This window comes from Pedobacter humicola (assembly GCF_056490705.1).
The window spans coordinates 1-24,323 of record NZ_JBWJIG010000007.1 but is presented as its reverse complement, the minus strand read 5'-3'; the positions used below and the strand labels follow the sequence as shown (position 1 = coordinate 24,323).

General features: G+C 39.3%; 18 protein-coding genes. 4 read left to right on the top strand and 14 right to left on the bottom strand.

Annotation, left to right across the window (positions count from 1 at the left end):
- Positions 1-7: 7 nt before the first annotated feature.
- From AC04Q1_RS12755 to AC04Q1_RS12725, 7 genes are all read right to left on the bottom strand, one after another.
- Positions 8-3,322, bottom strand: coding sequence for a SusC/RagA family TonB-linked outer membrane protein (locus AC04Q1_RS12755; RefSeq protein ID WP_478364983.1), 3,315 nt, complete (start codon positions 3,320-3,322; stop codon positions 8-10).
- 500 nt (positions 3,323-3,822) lie between these two features.
- Positions 3,823-4,980 (bottom strand): peptide-N-glycosidase F-related protein, encoded by a 1,158-nt coding sequence (locus tag AC04Q1_RS12750; protein WP_478364982.1) that lies wholly within the window; start codon positions 4,978-4,980, stop codon positions 3,823-3,825.
- 276 nt (positions 4,981-5,256) lie between these two features.
- A complete protein-coding gene (gene lepB, locus AC04Q1_RS12745) occupies positions 5,257-6,450 on the bottom strand; it encodes a signal peptidase I (RefSeq protein ID WP_478364981.1) in 1,194 nt (397 codons plus the stop codon).
- A 171-nt stretch (positions 6,451-6,621) separates the two neighbouring features.
- Positions 6,622-7,356: a 4-hydroxy-tetrahydrodipicolinate reductase gene (gene dapB / locus AC04Q1_RS12740; RefSeq protein ID WP_478364980.1), complete on the bottom strand. Its 735-nt coding sequence runs from the start codon at positions 7,354-7,356 to the stop codon at positions 6,622-6,624.
- Positions 7,357-7,480: 124 nt separating this feature from the next.
- The gene (locus AC04Q1_RS12735; RefSeq protein WP_478364979.1) at positions 7,481-8,203 is read right to left on the bottom strand and encodes a DUF5683 domain-containing protein; all 723 of its coding nucleotides are present in this window, start codon (positions 8,201-8,203) and stop codon (positions 7,481-7,483) included.
- On the bottom strand, positions 8,203-9,111 hold the full coding sequence (locus AC04Q1_RS12730) for a ParB/RepB/Spo0J family partition protein (protein ID WP_478364978.1): 909 nt from the start codon (positions 9,109-9,111) through the stop codon (positions 8,203-8,205). The genes AC04Q1_RS12735 and AC04Q1_RS12730 overlap by 1 nt, the downstream gene beginning before the upstream one ends.
- A 7-nt stretch (positions 9,112-9,118) precedes the next feature.
- Entirely contained in the window at positions 9,119-9,922 is an 804-nt protein-coding gene (locus AC04Q1_RS12725; protein ID WP_029280114.1) for a ParA family protein, read from the bottom strand.
- Between the two features lie 179 nt (positions 9,923-10,101).
- Between AC04Q1_RS12725 and AC04Q1_RS12720 the strand changes: the two genes are divergently transcribed.
- Together AC04Q1_RS12720 and AC04Q1_RS12715 are read left to right on the top strand one after the other, a co-directional pair.
- Entirely contained in the window at positions 10,102-10,623 is a 522-nt protein-coding gene (locus tag AC04Q1_RS12720) for an NADPH-dependent FMN reductase (RefSeq protein ID WP_478364977.1), read from the top strand.
- Between the two features lie 889 nt (positions 10,624-11,512).
- Entirely contained in the window at positions 11,513-13,261 is a 1,749-nt protein-coding gene (locus AC04Q1_RS12715) for an ATP-binding protein (protein WP_478364976.1), read from the top strand.
- Positions 13,262-13,395: 134 nt separating this feature from the next.
- Here AC04Q1_RS12715 and AC04Q1_RS12710 read toward each other — a convergent pair whose 3' ends face one another.
- The 4 genes from AC04Q1_RS12710 to AC04Q1_RS12695 form a co-directional block, all read right to left on the bottom strand.
- On the bottom strand, positions 13,396-13,872 hold the full coding sequence (locus AC04Q1_RS12710) for an acyl-CoA thioesterase (RefSeq protein WP_478364975.1): 477 nt from the start codon (positions 13,870-13,872) through the stop codon (positions 13,396-13,398).
- Positions 13,873-14,085: 213 nt separating this feature from the next.
- Complete coding sequence (locus tag AC04Q1_RS12705) at positions 14,086-16,230, bottom strand: glycoside hydrolase family 97 protein (protein ID WP_478364974.1); 2,145 nt, start codon at positions 16,228-16,230, stop codon at positions 14,086-14,088.
- Between the two features lie 174 nt (positions 16,231-16,404).
- Entirely contained in the window at positions 16,405-17,658 is a 1,254-nt protein-coding gene (locus tag AC04Q1_RS12700; protein WP_478364973.1) for a DUF2130 domain-containing protein, read from the bottom strand.
- A gap of 91 nt (positions 17,659-17,749) precedes the next feature.
- Positions 17,750-18,130 carry an OsmC family protein gene (locus tag AC04Q1_RS12695; RefSeq protein ID WP_478364972.1) on the bottom strand — a complete coding sequence of 127 codons (381 nt, stop codon included), beginning with the start codon at positions 18,128-18,130 and terminating at the stop codon, positions 17,750-17,752.
- Positions 18,131-18,313: 183 nt separating this feature from the next.
- On the opposite strand from AC04Q1_RS12695, the gene AC04Q1_RS12690 reads away from it, so the two are divergent.
- Both AC04Q1_RS12690 and AC04Q1_RS12685 read left to right on the top strand, forming a co-directional pair.
- Positions 18,314-18,679: a YtxH domain-containing protein gene (locus AC04Q1_RS12690; protein ID WP_138818195.1), complete on the top strand. Its 366-nt coding sequence runs from the start codon at positions 18,314-18,316 to the stop codon at positions 18,677-18,679.
- Between the two features lie 150 nt (positions 18,680-18,829).
- Entirely contained in the window at positions 18,830-19,531 is a 702-nt protein-coding gene (locus AC04Q1_RS12685; RefSeq protein ID WP_478364971.1) for a YdcF family protein, read from the top strand.
- A gap of 145 nt (positions 19,532-19,676) precedes the next feature.
- On the opposite strand, the gene obgE is transcribed toward AC04Q1_RS12685, so the two are convergent.
- The 3 genes from obgE to AC04Q1_RS12670 form a co-directional block, all read right to left on the bottom strand.
- Positions 19,677-20,672: a GTPase ObgE gene (obgE, locus tag AC04Q1_RS12680; RefSeq protein ID WP_478364970.1), complete on the bottom strand. Its 996-nt coding sequence runs from the start codon at positions 20,670-20,672 to the stop codon at positions 19,677-19,679.
- Between the two features lie 207 nt (positions 20,673-20,879).
- The gene (locus AC04Q1_RS12675) at positions 20,880-21,455 is read right to left on the bottom strand and encodes an adenylate kinase (protein WP_478364969.1); all 576 of its coding nucleotides are present in this window, start codon (positions 21,453-21,455) and stop codon (positions 20,880-20,882) included.
- 437 nt (positions 21,456-21,892) lie between these two features.
- Positions 21,893-23,719, bottom strand: a complete 1,827-nt coding sequence (locus AC04Q1_RS12670; protein WP_478364968.1) for a glycoside hydrolase family 2 protein — start codon at positions 23,717-23,719, stop codon at positions 21,893-21,895.
- Positions 23,720-24,323: the final 604 nt, after the last annotated feature.

Below are 24,323 nucleotides of genomic sequence, written 5' to 3'. Positions count from 1 at the left end.
TTAATCATTATAATGCTGCCCTCACAGAGAATGCGAAAGTACGTACGTAAGGCATACCGCCATATTCGGCAAAAGCACCTGCACTGTTTGTAAATAAACCTTCTGGGTTTAAATGATCTGGCAAACTATTATATATATACATTAAGTTACGTGCAGTAATACCTACATTAACTTGTTTGAAATTAATCTTATCTGTAAATTTCTTTGGTAAAGTATAACCTATTGAAACTTCTCTTAATGCAACCCAGCTATTTTCGAATGTAGAATATTCTCTGATACCAGTTGACCATTGTGTTAATCGCGCATAATGAATCCTTGCACTTACAGGTTGTACGTAACCTTTATCAACAGCTTCTTGGAAAGTTAATCCACCAACATTAATGTTGTTAATGATTGTTCCTTTAGCAAATACACCATCTGGAATAATACCATCATTAGCAATTACAGCTCCAGAAGCATCCTTTCTTGGCAAACCGCCAAATTCAGCTGAGCGACCGAACAATGTACTTTCAAATGCACCAAAGTTAGTTCCATATTGGTGAGTACCCGAAGCCAATAATCCGCCAACTTTAGCATCGATCTGGAAGCCTAAATTGAAATTTTTAAACCTAATGTTATTGATAGAACTTGCATTGAATTTTTCCATCATAGATCCCAAAATCTTATTGCCCTGTCCAGCATCACTACTTCTGAAATAACTTCCATTTGCTTTTAACAATTTCTTACCATTATTAGGGCTATCAATGTTATTTCCTGAGGCATCAGTTGCTTGATAAGAAGCATAGCCATAGCCAGTATAAATACTGCCATATTCTTCGCCAGCAATTGCAACAGAAGTCATATCAGCTCCAAATGCATAACCTAAAGTATAAGAATCTACTCCCGGCGCCAATTCGATTATTTTATTCTTATTTCTTGCAAAGTTGATCGAACTGGTCCACTCTAAGTTTTTTGTTTTTATAGGTGTACCTGTTAACAAAATTTCGATGCCTTGGTTCTGAATGTTACCAGCATTAAATAATTTTTTGGTAACTCCTGATTCTGATGGCAATGATAAAGATAGGATCTGATTTTTCGTATTCTTTTTATAGTATGAGAAATCAATGCCTAAACGATCGTTAAAGAAACGTAATTCGGTACCCAACTCCAACTCTTTAGTTAATTCATTTTTAAGTGATTCATTACCAAGCGTATATTCTGGATACCCGTATCTAGGTAGTTGTTTTCCTGTTTCATCAGTATATGTACCTAAAAACTGATATTTACCTGCGCTTGTTAGGTATGGGCTGGTTCCTAAACCAGTATATCCAAAATTCGCTCTTAACTTACCATACGAAAGAAAGCTGAAAGCAGGAATATTTTTTAAAGATTCTGAGAAAACATATGATAAACCTGCTGCTGGGTATACGTATCCATAATCACCATGACCATCAGGATAAGTTAATGTTGATGACCAGTCATTTCTTACACTAAAGTTTAAGGTAAGCATGTTTTTATAAGTTAAATCACCAAAACCGTAAACAGCATCTGTTCTCTGGCTTCCATCTAAGCTGGTAGTAGTTACCTGTGCATTTACTGAGTTACCCATAAAAAATTTGCCCGGATCTTTTAACCCACCATCTGTTCTGGTACGGGTATAATTATTACCAAAATCTTTTGAGGTTTCGGCTCCCAAACTCATGTTAAAATCAAAATCTTCACCAATTTTTTTGTTACCATTTAATAAAAACTGCAACCTGCTACTTTTTTGGTTTGACTGACTTAAAGCATATTCACCACCGGCAAAGCCTACGCCACTGCCAATATTTTTGGTTTCACCTGTAACATTAATCTGATTTAATGTTCCTCTAACCAAAGCATTTAACCAAGGGGTAATATTCGCTTTAACGTCTATATTACCTCTAAAATTATTTTCGCGCTGTCTAACATTAGTTTCATTAATCGAAAACCACAAGAACGACATACCATAAGGATCATCATTGCCGCTTAATTGGCCACCATTTACAGGATCTAAATATTTATTTTTCCAATAATTGGTATCATAACTTCTTGGGTTACCATAAACCAGGGCAAATAAAGGATTATTATTGTTGGATTGGTTGATAGGATTGAAACTATTGCTAATGGTGTAGTTAACACCTGCATTAATTTCAAAGATCTTTCCTATTTTTTGCGAACCTCTGAAATCTAATGCATCACGATCAAATTTATTGTTTGGTAAAATACCCGTGCTATACAATTTCGAGTAAGAAAGTCTAAATGTTCCGGTTTCGCTACCACCTTGAAACGCTAAATTAGAATTACTATAATTACCTAACTTATACGCATCTAATAAATTGTTGGGTTGCGCATTCCAACTGATCATTCTTCCGTCTATATCTTTTACAGTACTGCCATCGAACCTAGGGCCAAAACTCCAAAAATAATTGGCTGCATCTACTACCGGGGTACCTGAAGCGTCTTTTGTAAAAGTCGGATTAATACCTGCGCCGAATTCATTTTGCAAATCCATTGTTTTGTATGCTTCTTCAATAGTTTGGGTATGTGAAAATGAAATACCTAAACCTTGTCCACCTTTACCTTTTTTTGATGTAATTAAGAGTACTCCATTTTGAGCACGGGAGCCATATAAAGAACTAGCAGCTGCTCCTTTTAATACTGTAATACTTTCATAATCATCCGCATTTAGATTTTTCATAATATTCCCAAAATCCTGTGGACCATTACCGTATGAGTCTGCCCCACTTACGCCTGGCTGGATAAGTACACCATCGATTACAACTAAAGGCTGTGTATTTGGACTAAGTGATGAATTACCCCTGATTCTGATCCTGGAAGATGATTGGGGACCACCAGAACCTTGATTAATCATTACACCTGCAACTTTACCCTGTAGTGCATTTACAATGTTCTGCTCGTTTGCCCTGACTAAATCTTCGCCTTTTACCTCCTGGATTGAATAACTTAATTTTCTGGTCTGTTGTTTAACACCAAAACCTGTGGTTACGGTAACCTCTTCCAGAGATTTAGAATCTTCTTTTAATAACACATTAAAATCCTTGTTGTTCCCAACAGCTATTTCCTGGCGTACAAAACCCACTGCAGAAAAAACAAGTGTTTCGGTGCTAGAAGCAGTGATTGCAAATTTACCGTTTGCATCGGTTTGAGTATTTTTTTGGGTTCCCTTAACAGAAACATTTACTCCTGGCATAGGGCCGGAGGAATCTTTTACTGTTCCCGTAACTGTTGTTTGTGCATGAGCCACAATTGCTAAAAAGGTAAGCAAAAGCAAACTCAAACATTTAAAGTACATTTTCTTCATGTCCTATTTTATTAGTTTTTAAAAATTTGATTAGTTGATTAATGTTGGTGTGGGGTTTCTGGTTATGTCATAATTTTCGGTTTAGTTTAGAATTGGTAACGGAAATAGGCGATGATTTTATTATAGATGGATTATTTGAGAAAAATCAGAAAGGGATAAATGGATGGTTTGATTAATGAAAAAGATTCTTTACAGTTGAATTGATACAATAAGCCCCACGCAGTGAAATTATTAAGTATCATAGTTTATTAGTTTGATTAGGTTAAAACAAACTTAATAAAAATATACAAAACAAAGCAAATCTTTTTAATTTTTTTAAAAAGGTGATTTCAGCATATAAAAGGCTTGCTGAATGCAAGCCTTTTTAAAAATTATCAATTACATTAATTGACTTCTAAAAGTATTACATGTCCATAGTTGCCACATACAGTATCTATATCCGGCGTTTGTTCCCAGCTGAATATTGCTCTAAAAATTTAGGCTTTATCTGAACATGCTTACTAACGTCCCTGCAAATAAACCGAATGCAAAATATTACCTTGTTGTTGATTAAATACTGCAGTTGGAACATCAATTCTGAAACTATGATTGCCCGCGGCCAGGTTACCAAGATTAATAACACGTGTCGGAATGACATCGCCAGGACACCAGTTACTCGATGCAGCCCAATCAGCAGCACTTCTAGGCACACGGCCATAAATAAAATTATCCTGGGTATTATATTGCCGGTATGGCTCGCATGATTTCCCGCCTGGTTTATAGGTCAGCTTCTGAACATTATCAAAATAGATATAGTGATCTCTGCGGTTATATTCTTCCCCACCACTATTGGCTCCATGTGCGGAAGTGATAAGGTAGAGTCTAGCATCTGTTATCGCTGATGGCAAATTAACGGTATAGGTTTTTTTGGAAGTACCAATCTGATCGGTATTGCCTGCGGTGTAATTATCCAATAATTTATTGTTGGCTATCGGAAACATTTGTACCACTGTTGCAGGATCTGTTCCACCGGATTTATTGATAAATTCGACTGTACCATACGCTGTTTCATTACGGCCACTACAGCCAGCTATTTCTGTGTTAGCAGCATAAGGAACACCAAACACGCTAAATACCACATAAATATCATAAGTAGAGCGCCAGGTTGCATCCCGCAAAAGATTAGCAACATTATCTGTACTAAAAAGATAGGGCACTACGTTGGGTGTTTTGTTTTTATCCATAAATGGCGTAATAAAACGCGCTACTTCAATATGCTTCCCAATACTTTCGCTAAAAGAAGTATTTTTAGGGATAAAACTTAAGCCTACAAATCCTATCCGATCATAATTATCGCAATATGGCGTAATACTTACTTTAATATCTAAACTATTCGAGAGCTTGGAAAGATCGGTAGCCGTTAACTTTTTGATGTACTTGGCATTCGAAACCCTTGTTATTCCTGCTGGCACAGGGGCAGTCACAGTGGCAGCATAGCCATCATAAAATAGAATTTGATCGAATACCTTGAAAGTATTAGGTGCTGCGGCCGGCGTATTGGCCAGCGCTAAAGTTGCATTTTTAGAAAGCGATAGCCTTTCGCTCTCTACATTTTCATGCCTTTTGCACGAAACCAGCAATAACGTTATTGCTGAAAACATTAACATTTTGTTTTTCATAATGGATAGACTTTGGTTAGAAATTTGACTATTCACCCTTGCCATGATTCATAAGTAGTAGAAAATCAAGACTTAAGCATAAATAAATATAAGTATAAAATTTAAAGTTTATAATTATTTTAAAAAGAAATATAATCTTTATAAAAAAAATAAAAACATCGACTCATAACAATTTTTTTTCTCGTTAAAACATATTTCTAAATTTGATTAATAGGGATAAAACAAAAAGGGCGGATAATCCTCGATTATCCGCCCTTTTAATAGAATGATATTTTATTAATGAATGCCCATAAACAATCTGCTCCATCTGATCTTGTGCAAGAAAGATGCGGTACTGTCCCAGCTCATCCAAACAAATAAAGCTTTACCTACAATATGGTCTTCTGGCACAAAACCCCAATAGCGCGAATCGGCTGAATTGTGGCGGTTATCACCCATCATCCAGTAATAGTCCATTTTAAAAGTATAGTTAGTGGCTACCTGATCGTTGATGTACCATACACCAGCTTTTTGTTCTACTTTGTTTCCTTCGTAAGTTCTGATGGCCCTGTAATATAATGGCATTGTATTGCTATCGATTTTAACCGTCCATCCTTTTGAAGGAATTTTAATCGGGCCAAAATTATCCCTGTTCCAAACACGGTTCGGATCGTTAGGAAAAACACCTCCCTGAACTGGTCCTGGTGCATCAGGATTGAGGGTTACCGATTTTACGAAATCAAAAGTTTTCAGCTTATCGGCAATTTCTGGCGAAGCATCTACCACATAGGTATTCGCAGCTTCTGCAGGTGTATTTCCCAGGTTTAGGTTAAACTCATCAAGCGCAGCGTAGTTAAAATCCATGGTTTTAAATACGATACGGTAAGGCATCATACCCGTATTTTTTAATGGCTCAGGTTTAGCATTTACGCTGGCGATACCATTGCTCATCGAAATCACATCACCCGGAATACCAATACAGCGTTTAATAAAATTCTCACGCTTATCAACCGGCCTATCGATAATGGTATAGGTACTTCTTACCTGTTCGCGGCCCATGTTACGAACCAGATTATAGTAACTATCGGCCTGATTTTCAACAGCAACAGTATCACCTTCAGGAAAGTTGAAAACGACTACATCATTCCTTTTAATTTTAGACAAACCTGGCAAACGGTGGTATTTCCACTGTACGCCATCCCAATACGCTTTGGTTGATGTAGTTAAAGGCATGGTATGGTGCGCAAAGGGAAAGGCCACTGGCGTCATCGGGATTCGAGCACCGTAATTTACCTTACTTACAAAAAGAAAATCTCCGATCAGTAAAGATCTTTCCATTGAACCAGATGGAATGGTATAGGCTTCTATAAAGAATACGCGGATAATGGTTGCGGCTACTACTGCAAAAACAATCGCATCTACCCACTCGCGGGTTTTGGTTTTTTTCTTTTTTGGGGCATCTTTTTTCTTCTGCCAGAATTTATAATTCATATATCTTAATTTTGGTTTACGATCAACTGAATCGGTTACCTGTTGTCTGTACTTCCATTGGTGTGATTTCACAGATTGCGTGATTTCACCGTTTTACTTTTGACCGGTTAATCGGTTAACTGCATAAACTGGTTAATTGAAAATTGCCAATCGTTAACTGAAAACTGTCTTCTATTCAAAAATATCAGTAATGTTGAAAAATCCTTTTTTATCTTTCACCCATTCTGCTGCCACCACTGCACCTAAAGCAAAACCAGCCCTATTGTGTGCAGTGTGTTTGATTTCAATTTCATCCACTTCACTGCTATAAATTACCGTGTGCGTACCTGGAATATTTTCAATTCTGTGCGATTCGATCAGTAATTGTTCAGCTTTTGGAAACAATTCCACATCAGTTCCTACCACTTCGTTTAACCACTCCTGCTTTCTTTCCAAGTTATCTACAATGCCTTCGGCTAGCGTAATGGCCGTACCACTTGGTGCATCTAACTTTTGGGTGTGGTGAATCTCTTCTACCTGTACCTCATAAGCGGGATAATTGTTCATCAGTTTAGCCAAGGTTTGATTCAGCTTAAAAAACAGGTTTACGCCGATACTAAAGTTAGACCCATAAAGCAGGGTATTGTTACTGCTGTTGCAATCGTCTTTCACCTCCTGCAGTTTACCATACCAACCGGTTGTACCCACCACTACGGGAACGTTGGCATCAAAACAGGCATCAATATTTTTCAAAACTGAATCTGGCGTACTGAAATCAATCGCCACATCTGCTGATTTTAAATTCTGTCTGGTCAAATCTTCCTGATTATCGATTGATATTTTTAAAACGATTTCGTGACCGCGTTCCAGTGCAAATTTTTCGATAATCTGCCCCATTTTGCCATAACCTAAAAGCGCAATTTTCATTTCTATATATTTTTTTCAGTTTTTATTATTTTAACAGTCTTTAAGACACCTTTGATGGTTTAAAGGTAATAAAACGATCAAGATTTCATATTGATATCGGAGAAATCATTTATGGTTTCATTTCTTAAAAGGTTAGCGATAGTTTTAAAGCTGGTGTAGCATTAAAGCCATATATGGTACTCGAATTGATCATAGATGGTCTAACCTTAAAAGAAAGGTCATTATCGATATTAAAGAAATGCAAACGTGCCGCCACGTAAGCATCAACAATGTTGGCGGCATAAAGTAAACCATAAGAGAAAAGGACAATCTGCGAATTCCTTTTATAAAGACTTTTTCCATCTAATATTCCCTGGTTGGTATATTGCGATAAACCCTGATCCGATTTCTTGCCAGGATTGTCCTCCCGGTATTGTGCTTCTGCCAAAAAGCGGCTATAATTTTTTCTGCTGTCCAGATAGGATAAGGTTAGTGCCGTAGCACCGCCATAAATGGCCACAATTTTACCGCCGGTATACAATTTCTGTAATACCTGACTTTTGCCCGCCCTTGTGCCATAACCATCTTTCAACAGTTGTATATTGTATAACTGCCCCCAACCTGGTATCAGCATTGATCTAAAAACCGCCTTCCTGCCTGCAACCTTACCAGGATTTACGTATTTGGCCTTCATCGAATCCTTCCTGGTCAATGGTTTTTTGGCCGCGGTATCTAATGATTTGGATAGTTTAATTTTTTTTGAGGTATCAACAGGTTTTAATACAGAATCCTTAACCTGAGCTGAAGCAAGGTTCACAAGAAAAAATGTAAATAAAGAAACGAGTATTAAAAGCTTAGTCTCTTGCATTACCAGTCTAATAACTCCAAAATCCTGTTCAAGTCGTCATCACTCATAAAGGGAATCTCAATTGCACCTTTCCCGTTCTGACTTACTTTTAACTTTACGCGGGTAGCAAATTTAGAGGCCAGATCATCCTGTAGTTTTTGGTATTGGAAAGAAACACCTTTTACTTTGGGTTTCTCACTGGCTGGTAAAGGTATATGTTGCAAATTGCGCACAATTTCTTCTACCTTACGTACCGATAAACCTTTTTCTAAAATCTCCTGATGGATGAACAATTGTTTATCCACACCATCAACATTAATCAAGGCCCTTGCATGGCCCATACTTATTTTCTGGTCGCGGATAGAAGCCTGTATTGCTGGTGGAAGTTTTAACAAACGTAGGTAATTGGTAACCGTTGTACGGTTTTTACCTACACGCTCGCCCAATTGTTCCTGTTTTAAGCCTACCTCATCAATCATCCTTTGAAAACTCAGGGCTACCTCAATGGCATTTAAATTTTCGCGCTGAATATTTTCGATTAAGGCCATTTCCAACATCTGCTGGTCGTTGGCGCTTCGGATATAAGCAGGAATCTGTGTTAACCCAGCCAGTTTCGAAGCCCTGAACCTACGTTCGCCCGAAATTAACTGGTATTTATTTGCGCCCAATTTCCTAACGGTAATCGGCTGGATTAAACCCTGTATTTTTATCGAATCGGCCAGCTCGTTTAAAGCAACCTGGTCAAATTCGGTACGTGGCTGAAATGGATTGGTTTCAACTTCAGTTAAACTTACGTGACTGATATTGCCAATCTGCTCGGTTTCGCTAACAGCATTTACCTGCTGTTTCGGCGGATGAGCAGATTCGCTATCATCTAAAAGCGCACTTAACCCTCTTCCTAAACCTGTTTTTCGCTGAAAAGATGTCATCTATAATTTATAAAGTTGCTGTTCCAATGTTTTCTTCCTCCTTTAACAGGCCGTTTTTCTTCACAATTTCGCGGGCTAGGTTAAGGTAATTAATGGCACCCTTGCAATTGGCATCGTGCATAATTACAGAAACACCATAACTTGGTGCCTCGCTCAAACGTGTATTACGCTGTATAATGGTATCGAAAACCAGCTCGTGGAAATGTGTTTTAACCTCTTCTACCACCTGGTTCGATAAACGTAAACGCACATCGTACATGGTGAGTAAAATACCCTCAATCTCGAGGTCAGGGTTTAAACGGTTCTGAACAATTTTGATGGTATTTAATAATTTACCCAAACCTTCTAAAGCGAAATACTCGCATTGAACCGGAATAATAACCGAATCGGCAGCCGTTAAAGCATTAATGGTAATTAAACCCAACGATGGAGAACAATCAATGATGATAAAATCATACTGATCTTTGATTTTCTCTAAAACTGCTTTCATTTTGTACTCGCGGTTGTTGAGGTTGATCATCTCGATTTCTGCACCAACCAAGTCGATGTGTGCAGGCAGTAAATCTAAATTCGGGGTATCTGTTTTCTGAATAGCCTGTAAAGGGTCAATATCATTAATGATACACTCGTAAATACTATCTTTAATGTTCCGGGGATCGAAACCGATACCTGAAGTTGAATTTGCCTGGGGATCAGCATCAACAAGTAAAGTTTTATATTCTAATACGGCCAAACTCGCAGCCAGGTTTATAGAGGAAGTTGTTTTACCAACACCACCTTTTTGATTTGCTAATGCAATAATTTTGCTCATCTATGTATCCGAAATTTACGTAACGTTTATTTGGGCTGTGTTATTATGCGTTTTAATTGGCAAAAAGTTCTATTTTTGCATGGTTTACGGCCTTTTTCACAATCAGCTAAGATACAAACTATATGGCAATTTTAGCAAGAAGCGCATTTGGGTTTTACACATCTTATTAACAATTATCCATGATCACAATTATAGCCGCTACAAACAGACCCAATAGCAATACGCTAAAAGTTGCCAAATATTACCAAAGGCAGCTAAAAGAAAAAGGTGTTGCTGCGCATTTGTTCAGTTTGGAACACCTCCCCATGGATGTGCTGAATACCGATATGTACGGCAAAAGATCGGAAGCTTTTCAGGAAATCCAGAACATGATCAATAATACCGAAAAGTTTCTGTTCATTATGCCCGAGTACAACGGAAGTTATCCGGGCGTATTAAAAGTGTTGATAGATGCCTCGAATTTCCCAGATAGTTTTTATGATAAAAAAGCGGCGCTGGTTGGTATTTCTTCAGGCAAATACGGCAACATCCGTGGTGTAGATCATTTTACAGGTGTTTGCCATTATATCCACCTCCATATTTTACCGCTGCGTTTACACATTCCGAATATTAAAACAGAGCTTGACGCCGAAGGCAACTTTACCCAGGCAGATACGATCAAGTTCACCAACGAGCAGATAGAAAAATTTATTAAATTCTAATCTTTATTTATTTTTTCTGCACCCCGCAACCCCAAATATTGCCAGCTGCGCCATTTAAACCTCATGGAAGCGGCACGCAGTAAAGCGTACAGCAGGACTGCATTGTCCTAAATGCTACCTAACTGCTTTCCAAAAAAAAGACAAAAGCGTATTTATTTTTTTGAAAAGCAAAGCCTGTATTTCATGGTAACATCAGTCCCGTCTTCCGCTTATACGCCTGCAGGCTTTAAGCACCGGGCCGGTATCCGCTCCAACCGGGTTTAGGAACAAAAAACTGTGCTATAAAGTTTAAATCACTCAACTTAAAAAAAACTTTCATTTTCTGCACCCTGCAACCCCAAATATTATTACCAGCTGCGCCATTTAAACCTGATGGAAGCGGCACGCAGTAAAGCGTACAGCAGGACTGCATTATCCTAAATGCTACCTAACTGCTTTCCAAAAAAAATGAAAACGTATTTATTTTGTTGAAAAGCAAAGCCTGCGCTTTATAGGAATGTTTGCCCTGCTCTTCACGGCATCCCGATTTCATCGGGGATATCGCTTCTATCAAATTTAGTGAACAAACTCAGTTCTTTTAAGCTCCAAAACAACATTTCAAAATGGTAAAAACCCTTCCAAAATGAAAAGGTTTTTTGCTCAGCTCAAATCATAAAAACACCATATCTAATTAAAAAACAACAACTTAAAAAACCAAAGACGCTACTGGCATAGCTATTGGTTATAGGCCAAACAAGATGCTATTTATTTAACAAGCTGTTATGTATTTTAGTTAATCGAGAAACAGATTTAATTATAACCTATTTTTATCACAAAAAACCGGGCACAAATCGCTTTGCGCTCCCTTAGAAAGAACATTCCGCCCTTTGCGGTTAAAAAATAAAAACAGATGAAAATCAAGACCAAACTCCGCCTCGGATTCGGGTTTCTCTTTATAATCGTATTATCCTTCGGATTAATCGCGCTCTTTTACTTAAACGAGCTGTCAGACAAATCGAAGGTAATCCTTAAAGACAACTACAAATCCCTCAAATACGTTGCTGCCATGCGCAATGTTATAGATCAAAACCAATTTCCACTAAGCCAAAAGCAACTGGGCATATTTACCGAAAACCTCAAAAACGAAGGAAAAAATATCACCGAGCCTGGCGAAAAAGTGGCTTTTCAGAAACTGGAAAAAGCATTTGGTTTATTGAATAACGCTCAATCTACCACAAAAGAAAACAGCCTCAAAGATTTACGCATAGCCTTTCAAAATATTGAGCAGGTAAACATGAAAGCCATTTATGATAAAAATGAACTGGCCAACGAAGCCTCCTCAAGGGCAAATCTATATATCATGATTGCGGCTACCTTGAGTTTTATTATCCTCTTTACCTTCATCGTCAACTTTCCAGGTTTTGTGGCCAATCCGCTTGCCGAATTTAGTGCCGCCATTAAACAGATCAGTCGCAAAAATTATAAACAGCGCCTGCATTTCGAAAATGATGATGAATTTACGGAACTCGCCGATTCTTTTAACGGTATGGTAGTGAAGTTAAATGAATGGGAAAACAGCAACTTATCTAAAATCAAATCAGAAAAATCGCGTATCGAAGCCATTATTGCACAAATGCAGGATGCCATTATCGGTTTGAATGAAAAAGGTGAGATACTGTTCTTAAATCATTTGGCAGCAAAGCTGATGAGTTTAGATGAGGATAAAGTGGTCGGCCAGAATGTGGCGGAACTGATGCAGAAGAACGAATTGTTAAAAAGGATCATTAAACCCGAAACAGCGGATAATACCTTAAAAATCTACGCTGACGACAAGGAATCTTATTTCCTGTTAGAGAACCGCGAAATCATTATTCCGAATTACGAAGAACAGGAAGAAAAAACATTAATTGCCTCTTCAAAATCGGCCGGAAGTGTTTACACTTTAAAAAATATTACGCAGTTTAAAGAGCTTGATGAGGCCAAAACCAATTTTATAGCCACGGTTTCCCATGAGCTGAAAACGCCCTTGTCATCTATTAAAATGAGTTTAAAACTGCTTAATGATACGCGTGTGGGCGACATGAACGAAGAACAGCACGAACTGCTGAACCACATCAAAGAAGATAGCGACCGGCTTTTAAAAATTACCAGCGAACTTTTAGACCTTTCGCAGGTAGAAACCGGTAATTTAAAGCTCAGCTTTGCCATTACCAAACCAGAAGAAATTGTTCAATACGCCATTGATGCGGTTAAGTTTCAGGCCGAACAAAAATCAATTGAACTTGTACTCCACTGTGATGAGAATCTACCAAGTGTAAATGCCGATATTCAAAAAACAGCCTGGGTATTGGTCAATTTTTTATCCAATGCATTGCGTTACAGCTCCGAAAAATCGAAAGTGATGATCGATGTTTTTCAAAAAGATAAGTTTATAGAATTCTCGGTACGCGATTTTGGAAAGGGTATTGATGAAAAATATCAGAAAAGATTATTCGACAGGTATTTTCAGGTACCTACCGATGGACAGAATAAATCAGGATCAGGATTAGGTCTGGCCATTTCTAAAGATTTTATAGAAGCAGAACAAGGAAAAATATGGGTGGTAAGTGCCATTGGCGAAGGTAGTAAGTTTTGTTTTAGTTTGCCCGTGGTAGGTTAGGTTCCGTTTTACCACAGAGGTAAATAAAAAATGGAAAACGGAAGATGGAAAAATGCCGCCGCCAAACACTTAACGCTGTGCGCTCTGTGGTTAGACAGGGATAGACTATGCCACAAAATGCCATCCACCCTGCGCTACACAATATACGGCTCCATTTCCTTATCAATGCTCTTGCGCAATTCCATTAGCTTAATGGCATAACCATGCATGGCAATTTCCTTTTCGGTTTTCGGATTAAAAGCTGGGATCGGTTTTGGCTGTCCATCGTCATCCACAGCAACGAAAACAATAATACAATGGGTGTTTTTTACAAAATCAGTTTGTCCTACAGGTTTCGAAAAGGCATCAACAGCAATATGCATACTGGTTTTACCCGTGTAAATGATGCGTGCTTCCATTTTAACCAGATGTCCGATATGAACGGGATGAAAAAACCTGATCCCACCCACATAAACCGTTACACAATAAGTCTGGCTCCATTGTAAGGCACAGGCAAAAGCAGCCTGATCAATCCACTTCATCATCATCCCCCCATGTACCTTACCACCATAATTTACGTCAGAGGGTTCGCTTAAAAATTGAAGTTCGATGTGATTTTTGGTTCTGGGCATGGTAATATTACTTGATTTAATGGTTTGGCTAAGATATTATAAAATAAGATATAATGAAAGAAAGGTACAGCCGCATGTTACCATCTGATGCCACAAATCATTTCTGTGGTAATCAATTAAATCTGCGGTAAACCAGCTATAGATAAAACAAAAAAGTCGTAGCGGGATGCTACGACTGGAAAAGTGTCAGTTGGCAACAAAGACAGCACAAAATTATTTTGCCATAATGCTGATCGCGTAGCCTCCTCCTGGTGCGCAATATTGAGATAGTTTGGTTTTACTCGTTACTTCCATTTTACGGATGGTATAAGCTTTAGGGTTGCTTTCGTACTGGGCATCCTTTGCATCGGCGTAAATAGTTGCTGTATATTTTTTACCAGGATCTAAAAAGCTGAAATCAATTTTAGAGGTACGCGCTTCTTCATCATTGGTACGGCCAACAAACCAATTGTTTTTACCTTTCGCCTTACGCGCAAAAGTAATGTAATCGCCAGGCTCTGCTTCCAAAACTTTGGTATCATCCCAATCTACTGCCACATCTTTAATAAACTGAAAGGCATCCATGTATTTGTTATAGGTTTCTGGCAAATCAGCAGCCATTTGCAACGGACTGTACATTGTTACGTATAGAGCCAGCTGACGGGCCAGTGTGCTGTGCACAAAAGAAGTATTTTCAGGATTATAAGCACTTACCCTGGTTTCAAAGATGCCTGGTGTGTAATCCATCGGGCCGCCGATTAAACGGGTGAATGGCAAGATGGTGGTATGATCGGCATTGTTGCCTCCAAAAGCTTCGTACTCTGTTCCCCTGGCCGATTCATTTCCGATTAAGTTTGGATAGGTACGGGCCAAGCCTGTTGGGCGAACTGCCTCATGTGCATTTACCATAATTTTATATTCGGCAGCTTTTTGTATGGCATACAGGTAATGGTTGTTTAACCATTGTCCATAATGGTGCTCCCCCCTGGGGATCATATTGCCTACATAACCACTTTTTACGGCATCATAACCATTGGCTTTCATAAATTTATAAGCGGTATCTAAATGGCGTTCGTAATTACGTACCGACGAAGATGTTTCGTGGTGCATAATCATTTTAATCCCTTTGCTTGCGGCATAACGGTGTAATTCTTTTACATCAAAATCGGGATATGGCGTTACAAAATCAAAAACATAATCTTTCGTTTTACCGAACCAGTCTTCCCAGCCTTCGTTCCAACCTTCAACCAAAACAGCGTCTAAACCATTTTTAGCCGCGAAATCGATATATTCTTTTACATGTGCGGTATTTGCGGCATGTTTTCCGTTCGGTTTTGTTTTGGCATAATCGGTTACGCCCAATTGTACACTCGTTAAATCGTTATAGGCCCAGGTGCTTTTACCGGTAATCATTTCCCACCAAACGCCAACATATTTTGTTGGTTTGATCCACGATACGTCTTTAAACTTGGTTGGTTCGTTTAAGTTGTAAGTAAGTTTTGAAGTTAAAATGTCGCCAGCTTTATCACTTACGATAATGGTGCGCCATGGCGACAAACATGGTGCCTGCATATAGCCTTTATCCCCAACGGCATCAGGTGTTAACCACGATTCCAGAACCATGTTTTTATCATCAAGATTTAGCGACATCAAAGAATAATTGATCAGGGCCGCCTCATGGATGTTAATATACAAACCATCTTTACTCTTCATCATCAAAGGCGTTTGTAAACCCGTTGGCGAAAAAGTAGTTTGCGATGCATTCGGCGTTACTGCAGCCTTCATTTTAGCCCGAACTTCCGATAAACTTGAAGTTACCGTACTGTACTCCTGGGTATCATAATCGCCCGGAAGCCAAAATGCTTTATGATCGCCAGCCAGGGCAAACTGGGTTTTCTCTTCCTTGATCACGAAATAATCTAGGTTTTTCTGCTCCGGAAATTCATATCTAAAACCTAAACCATCATTAAACAAACGTAAACGTACAATAATATAACGGTTGCTTTCTTTTTGTGTTAGCGTTACAGCCAGCTCGTTATAATGGTTTACAATTTCTTTTACTTCGCCCCAAACCGGTTTCCAGGTTTCGTTAAAAGTGCTGGTTTTGGTATCAGTAACCGCAAAGCCATTCATTAAAGATCTGCCATCTTTAAGTTCCAAACCCAATTTGCTTGTTTTGATAACCTCCTTGCCTTTGTATTTTAGACTATAAGTAGGCACACCGCCTTCGGCCAGAGCAAAGCTGGCCACCAGATTGCCATCAGGTGACTTCAAGTTCTTTTCGGGAACGTTCCCGAAAACATCCCCAAAAAATAGCAAAGTGCATATTAAAGTAAGGATTTTTGAGCGGTTAAAGGATTGGTTAGGTTTCTTATTCATGTTATTTATTTATTGTTATTATTATTTATACCACATTTGAACTTGCAGGTTTTGGTTGGTTCAAATTGATGATAATGAGCTATCAATCGTATCTGTTCGGATACTCATTCAGTCAAAAATTATTGTCAAGACCTCACAGGTTTTCGAAACTTGCAAGGTCTAATCTACGATAACTTACTCTAAAAGCAACGTATCATCGTCATCATCAGTCAAACTTAACTGCACACTATCACTCCCTGCAATTCCTTCTATCGAGCCCCTGATGTGGGTAGCATTTAACAATACTTTTTCCAACTGTTTTTCGCGGGCTTTCCATAAACGCTCCATGGCATCACGCTCGCGTTGGATAGATAATTTCATGCTCATAAAACCTTCCCTAATGGCTTTCCATTGCTCTGAAAATTCGGCCCCCATCAGATAATCGTATAGCATGTGCATTTTTTCGCCGCGGTTTTCCTGCGATTTTACCGCTCCGGCCAATCGCAATATCCCCTCACGCAAAACATAGGCTACAGCATTTACTTCTTCGAAAGAACAGATCCAAACCCCATCACGCTGCCCGAAACAATCCATACCTTTAGGGTAACACTGACTTACGATTACCGCAACATCAATGCCCATACTCCGCATGTCTTTTTTCAGCTTTTCGATCCAGTCGCCACCGAAATCTTTGGTACGTTTGCTTTCATAAATAATTTTGCCGCATTCCTGGCCAAACTGGTTGCGTACCACCTGCACACAATCTGCACCACGAACCCCTTTCCCAACCTCTTCAATTAAATCGAAAGGATAATTGGTACGCAACAATTCTTCTAAAATCAGTTCTTGTACCTCTCCCTGCAGTTGCATACTGCCCTGCTCGGCCTTGCGTTTCATCTCTTCGGCCAGTTTTTTCTGATCGTCTAGCTGTTTTTCCAGCTCCTTTAAACGCAATTGGTGTTCGGTATCTTTAATGCTGTTTTTTTCTGCCTCCTGTTTGCGGATCTGCTCCACCAACTCGTTACGCTGCTCCTGCATTTTACGTTGAAAAGCCAGTTCCATTTCTTCCTCTTTCACTTTAAGACCTTCCTCCCGACGTAAAAACTCCAGTTCTTTCTCACGCGCCAGTCTTAATTTTTCCGCATTGTCTTTCGCATTGCCTTCGAGCATCTGCAGTTTGGTTTCGAAATCAGCCGTAATGCTTTTACGCAGGTTTTCTTCAAGGTTATCTTTAAGCCTGGTTTTTTCTTCAGCTAACTGTGCATCAAAAGCCTTTTGTTGTTGAAGCTTTTCAGCATCCAAAGCCGCTACCTTATCCTGAAATTCTTTATCCCGCTGTTTGGTAAACGATAACATTTTCTCGCGGAGCTCTTTTTTATAATCTTCGGCCATGGCTTCTTCCATCGGAAAAACATGGGCACAATTGGGACATTTTATTTCGGTAGGCATAACTTATTTTTTACCACAGCGAACACTGGGGGTTACAAAGATATTAAAGCTTTTTATGAATGTGCAAAGGAGTTTTGCACTATTCTATCTGCTAAAGCACCTTTGATCTGATCTCATGACCGGCAGCCAGGATTTTACTTACCGGACACTTTGCTGCGATTTCTTCCAGTCTGATTTTTTGCTCTTCAGTAAGTACCCCCGTGCAGGTTATTTCTTCAAAAAATATGGTTTCACCATTTTCGGTATCAATGTTAACTTCTACCTCTATTTTATCAATCGGCCACTCTTTTCTATCAGCATACATCCTTAAGGTAATGGCTACACACGATGCCAAAGAAGCCATTAATAATCCCTTTGGTGCAAAACCTTTGTGCGTGCCGCCCAGTTCTATAGGTTCGTCTACTATAATATCATGAGAACCATTGCTTACCGAACACGCATAGTGCTCTTTGTTTATTGTTGCTTTAACCATTATAAATTGATTTTAGATGCCAAATATTGTGCATTAACTTTAAACTTAAGCAAAACGCAGGTCTTTTTTTTAAAATGAAGATTGAACCCGGTTTAATTATCCCAAAATTTAAGTATTAGTTTCCAAATCAAAAAATAGCAAACATTATCATCCGGCATTTGTTCTTTTTAAAAATGCTACGTTATGAAATACAGAAAGTTAATCGGAAAATATTTAAAGCACGAATCAGATAACAGTGCTAAAATAGCACTGGCCTTAGTGGCAGGTTTAGCGGCGGGGGCAGTGATCAGTATCTTATTTGCCCCAGATAGCGGCGCAGGTACACGTGGAAAAATTGTTGGAGGAGCTAAAAATCTACGCTATGGTTTTCAGGATAAATACAATCTTTTAAAAGAGAAGGTGTTTGGTGTAGAGGCTATTGAAGAAGATATTGTTGAACATGAAGTACCTCATTTTAAACATACCGTTGCCAAGAAGCGCAAATCGGATGTGAAAGAGATTTTGGAGAATGCCCATGAAAACGGACAGGTGCAAGAAGGACAGGGATAAAAACAATAAGCATTAATTGGTTATTGCATTGACTTTAACCAATTAATGCCGCTCAAGCTTATAACTTTTAAACAATTTATTAGTTTTACGGGATAATTTCTATACATGATTTTTATCCTCTCGAAGCTTTTGCTGTTCCTCATAAAACCAATGGTGTGGATTTTTGTGCTTTTGATCTTTGCAATCGCATCTAAAAATCCAAAAAAAAGGAAACGGTATTTAGTATTTGTATTGATTCTTTTTTTCTTTTTCGCGAATACTTTTATTGTAGGAAAAGTGATGAACGCCTATGAAGCAGACTATCCAGAAATACAACATTATGACGTGGGGATTGTGCTTGGCGGTTTTTCAGGATTAAATAAGCGGAATAATGAAATTGCCTTCGGTTGGTCTAGCGATAGGTTATTTCAAGCTATTGCGCTTTACAAGAAAGGTGAGATCAACAAAATACTTTTAAGTAGCGGGAATGCAAACCTGATCAATAAACAGGTTAAAGAAGCCGATTTAGCCATCAAATATTTGAAATTAATCGGCATTCCGGATTCAGCAATTTTGATCGAAAACCAAAGTAGAAACACAATTGAAAATGCAAAATACAGTCTGGCACTTATTGAAAAAAATAATCCCGGCGCTAAAATTCTAGTGGTTACCAGTGCCTGGCATATTCAACGGGCAAAACTCATTTTCGATCGGCAGGCCAAGCGTAAAATCGAATATTATCCAACCAATTTTGCTGAAAACACTGATTTTGAATTAGGTGATCTCATTATTCCAAATGCCGCCGCATTAGAAACATGGGAATTATTATTTAAAGAATGGATAGGTTTGGTTGTAGACCGTGTAAGAGCCTAGCATCGCAGGTTAATTGTTAAAATCAGTTAACCGGTTCATTGTTCAAAAAGGGCAAATGCTGATTGGTTTATTCATCATTAGTTCATCGGGCTACACTCAATTATTTAATGCTCCATCTCTCATGAGCTACTGACCATTGAACTACCTATCCTTCAATCGCTTTCCAAAGCATATCTTTCAGTTCAAGAATATTTTTCTCCGCCACTGACGAGATAAATATGGATGGGATTTTTGGCAGATCCTGTTTCATCTCCTCCATTAACTCTTCATCCAGCATGTCGGATTTGGTAATGGCCAATACATGTGGTTTTTGCATTAATTCCGGGTTGTAAGACTCCAGTTCGCGTTTAAGAATTTCGTATTCTTCTTTGATACTTCGGCTCGTATCGGCCGGAACCATAAATAAAAGCACCGAGTTTCGTTCAATATGACGCAAGAAACGATAGCCTAAACCTTTACCCTTTGATGCGCCTTCGATAATCCCTGGAATATCTGCCATAACAAAAGATTTCCCACCCCTATAACTTACAATACCCAGGTTTGGAACAATCGTGGTAAAAGGATAATCGGCAATTTCGGGTTTGGCAGCAGAAACTACTGAAAGTAAAGTGGATTTTCCTGCATTAGGGAAACCAACCAAACCAACATCCGCTAAAACCTTCAATTCGAGCACATTCCATACCTCTTTTCCCTGTTCGCCCGGTTGTGCAAAACGTGGTGTTTGTTGAACAGAGTTTTTAAAATGTGCATTACCCAAACCACCACGGCCCCCGGCTGTTAAAATTTTGGTCTCGCCATCTTTGGTAATTTCAAAAAGTACTTCTCCTGTTTCAGCATCCTTGGCAATGGTTCCAAGCGGAACTTCCAGAATCTCATCCGTTCCCTGCTTGCCAAATTTATGCGAACTACCTCCTGCACCACCATCCTCGGCAATAATATGCTTGCGGTATTTAAGGTGCAATAATGTCCAGATATGGATACTCCCCTTAACGATAATGTGGCCGCCACGGCCGCCATCACCACCATCGGGACCACCCATTGATGTTAAAATATCACGATGTAAATGTGCCGAACCTGCACCGCCTTTACCAGAACGGCAACAAATTTTTACATAATCTACGAAATTCGAACCCTGTGACATATTTTATTATTGAAATGTTAATATTGGAACGTCGGGGATGATAGTTCCTTTAAAATTAAAGAGTTATAACGTTTTTAACATTATAACTCCTTGTATGTTTTTGAATATTGGATCGGGAATTTAATTAAAACCCTTCCCTGATACTTACTACTTTAAACTGGCTTCTTGATACCTATTACCTGATACCTAATACTTGCTACCCGGACTTTATACTTTATACTGATCAATTACTGCGCAAAGATCATTGTATACCGTTTCAATTTCGCCAATTCCGTTTACTTTATTCAACTTTCCCTGCTCCTCATAATAAGGCAGTACATGGATGGTTTTATCGAAATATTCTGAAATCCGTTTTTTCAATTTTTCAGCATCGTCATCCGGGCGGCCACTGATTTTATGGCGCTCGGCGATACGTTTTGTCAATTCGTCCTGATCAACGTCCAAAGCAATAACACCGGCAATTTTACTGCCTTTACGCTCTAAAAATAAATCAAGCTCAATCGCTTGTGGAACGGTACGCGGAAATCCATCAAACACAAATCCTTTAGCATCCGGATTTTTATCTACCTCTTCTTCAAGCATGGCAATTGTAATGGCGTCAGGAACCAATTCCCCATCAGCTAACAATTGACTAACTTTTTTTCCTAATTCGGTTTCTCCTTTAACGTGTGCTCTAAAAAGATCGCCTGTTGAAACGTGTACCAACTGATATTTTGCAATCAGCTTTTCAGATTGGGTGCCTTTACCCGCCCCTGGAGGGCCAAAGAGAACTAAATTAAGCATTCAAGTTGTTTAGGTTGTCTTCAAAATTAAAAAAGCCTTATTCCTATGGCTCTATTAAAAGCAAAACGCAGATCACTAAATAAAAACATCAGTTAAATTGTTTACTTTCAAGGTTGCAAATATATAATTATTAATTTAGATGCCATTTAAAATTGATATTTTATTTAAAAAAGCGCTATTTTAATGACATTTATCTTATTCTAAGAAGAATCTTGTGCGATATTTATATTTAACAGAATATCTTTCAAATACGAAGTTAAATCACCAAATAATCCGTTCGCTATTTACCCCAAATTTATTAAGATTATTTGGTGCAATCGGATGTTTCCCTATCTATGGAGTCAGATGTTACCATCTGACTTTTTCAAATATGTTTTAGTGATAATCGATCTTTGCCAGATGACGTTATAATATCTGCTACGGATTTTTGTTATTCGTTAACGACCTTCAGGAGAATTTAGTTTTTTACCCTCAGCAATTACCGCCGTATTGATTTCACTTACCCGCTTGATATCCATTTTTTCGACTGCTCGGTCATAGGTCAGCAGCCCGTTTACCTCATGTTCAACATCTGTCGTTTGTGTATACACAGCAACGCTCAGCCCTTTATATTTCATCAGCTGCTCTACCTGACTCATCAGGAGCACATACTTATCGGTAAGCGCTGAAATGGTTGGTTCGTAAGCATAGGCATTGTTCTCTACGGGCCACATGTGGTCTCTCACAAAAAGCCCTACCCCACCGAACTCGCCAAGAGAGGCCGCTCTTTTAGCATCGGGTTTAGAAGCATCATAGGGACCAATGTAAATGTGCGTATCCACAAAGTCGCCATTTCCCGGATCACCGGCAGCCTTCTGATAGCCCGGATTGTTGTTAAATCCTGAATTTCCATTCACCAATCTGGAAGGGTCATATTTTTTAACCCAGTCGGTAATCTCCGGCACATCGAAGGCACCCCAATTTTCGTTGAAGGGTACCCAGGCAATAATTGATGGTGAGTTGTAGTGTTCATCCATTACTGCTTTAAGTTCCTTACGGAAAGCCGGACGCACTTTTGCTGTATCTTCGTTCTGGTACCAGATCGCCGGCATATCCTGCCATAACAGGATGCCCAGTTTATCTGCCCAGTAATAAAAACGCTTCGGCTCGGTCTTCATATGTTTGCGGATCAAATTAAAACCGGCTTTCTTGGTAAATACGATATCCGATTTTAGTGCCTCATCCGTTGGAGCGGTCAGAACACCATCCGGCCAATAGCCCTGATCCAGCAGCCCAAGCTGCATCACGAACTTACCGTTAAGCAGTGGCCGCACAACGTCCGCCACCTTGCCTAGCTTGATCTCCCGCATACCAAAATAACTGCTGATTTCATCGGTGGTTTTACCATTACTGTCTTTGAGCGTGATTTTTAGGTCGTAAAGAAAAGGCACTTCCGGTGACCACAGTTTTGGATCTGCGATGGGTAGATAAAATGTTTTACCGGAACTCCCCTCCGCCTGCGAAACGATCTTCTTCCCATCAAGCGCTACCGCGGACAGGGTAGATAAACCTGCATCAACCGTAACCTGGAGCCTGCTATGCTCCAGATCTGGTAAAAGTCTGATATTTTTGATGTGTAACGTACTTACGGGTTCGAGCCATACGCTTTGCCAGATGCCCGAGCTAAAAGTATAGTCACCTCGCGGCCCATTCTTGCCCGAAGGTGTCCTACCGTCGTTGGGATCATGGGCGGCCACGATCAGCTCGTTGCTTCCGGCCTTTAGCAACCGGGTGATATCAAGGGAAAAGGCGTCATACCCACCAGAATGCGAACCAGCCTTTTTTCCATTCACAAATACCGTCGCGTCGTGATCAACCGCTTCAAAATTGATCATTATATTCCTCCCCTTCCAGTTCTGCGGAATCTCAAAACGCTTGCGGTACCACATGTTCACTTCCTGCTTACGCTCTATTCCCGAAATTACCGATTCGGGGCAATATGGCACGAGGATTTGCTCTGCCCTGCCTGTAAATTCAACTGGTACTTTGGGATTTAGTGCCGGTGCTTTTTCTTTTCCACCCATATAGTCCCATTTGCCATTTAGCGACTTCCATTCCCCGCGAACGAGCTGAGGGCGCGGATATTCAGGAAAGGGAACTGCAGCGGTCATGGCCTCAGTTGTCCATTTTGTAGGCAGCTTTGCAGTCTGAGCCAAAGCATTCCCGCAATAATTCCCCAGTAACAGAACTGTTAAACATATGATCAATAGGCTGGTATTTTTCATGGCATATCTAGGATAAACCCTTTCGGGCACAAAAGACCAAGATACTATTTTTTCTAAATTCTAAATCGATTTATCTAGAGGAAAATATCAAAGATGATCTCCTTATCAATTTTACATATGACCAAAAGTTGATATAGATAAAATATTTCAATCTGGTATTTCTGTTTGAGATGTGTGACATATTTTTGCAGTTAATCGCCAGGCTTTTTTGCTGGCGTGGGGGAATCAGTTTGTTTTCGGTACAGGCGGCAAACTGCGATTTTGTGTCACCATACTCGGTTCCATCCGGTTTGGACACAGCCTTGGCGGGATGAAGGAAATCATCGGCCGAAAGATTTCCAAGGTTCGAAAATACCAGCGCATTCGACAGCCAAGCAATCATTCTTCCCATATCCCAACCCGTGCAATCAAATATAGTAGACTAGCAAGGCTTTCATCGTCTATATATCTGTAATACCATTCTTACGCAAGTTTATCGCATATGGCCTAATTTGTGCTTCAAGTAGATCAATGAGATAAAAACATATCTAGCTATATTTCAAAAAGTACATATCACCCACCGCTAAAAATAAGAATTCGCTAGTGTATTATGTTGGGGATTTCA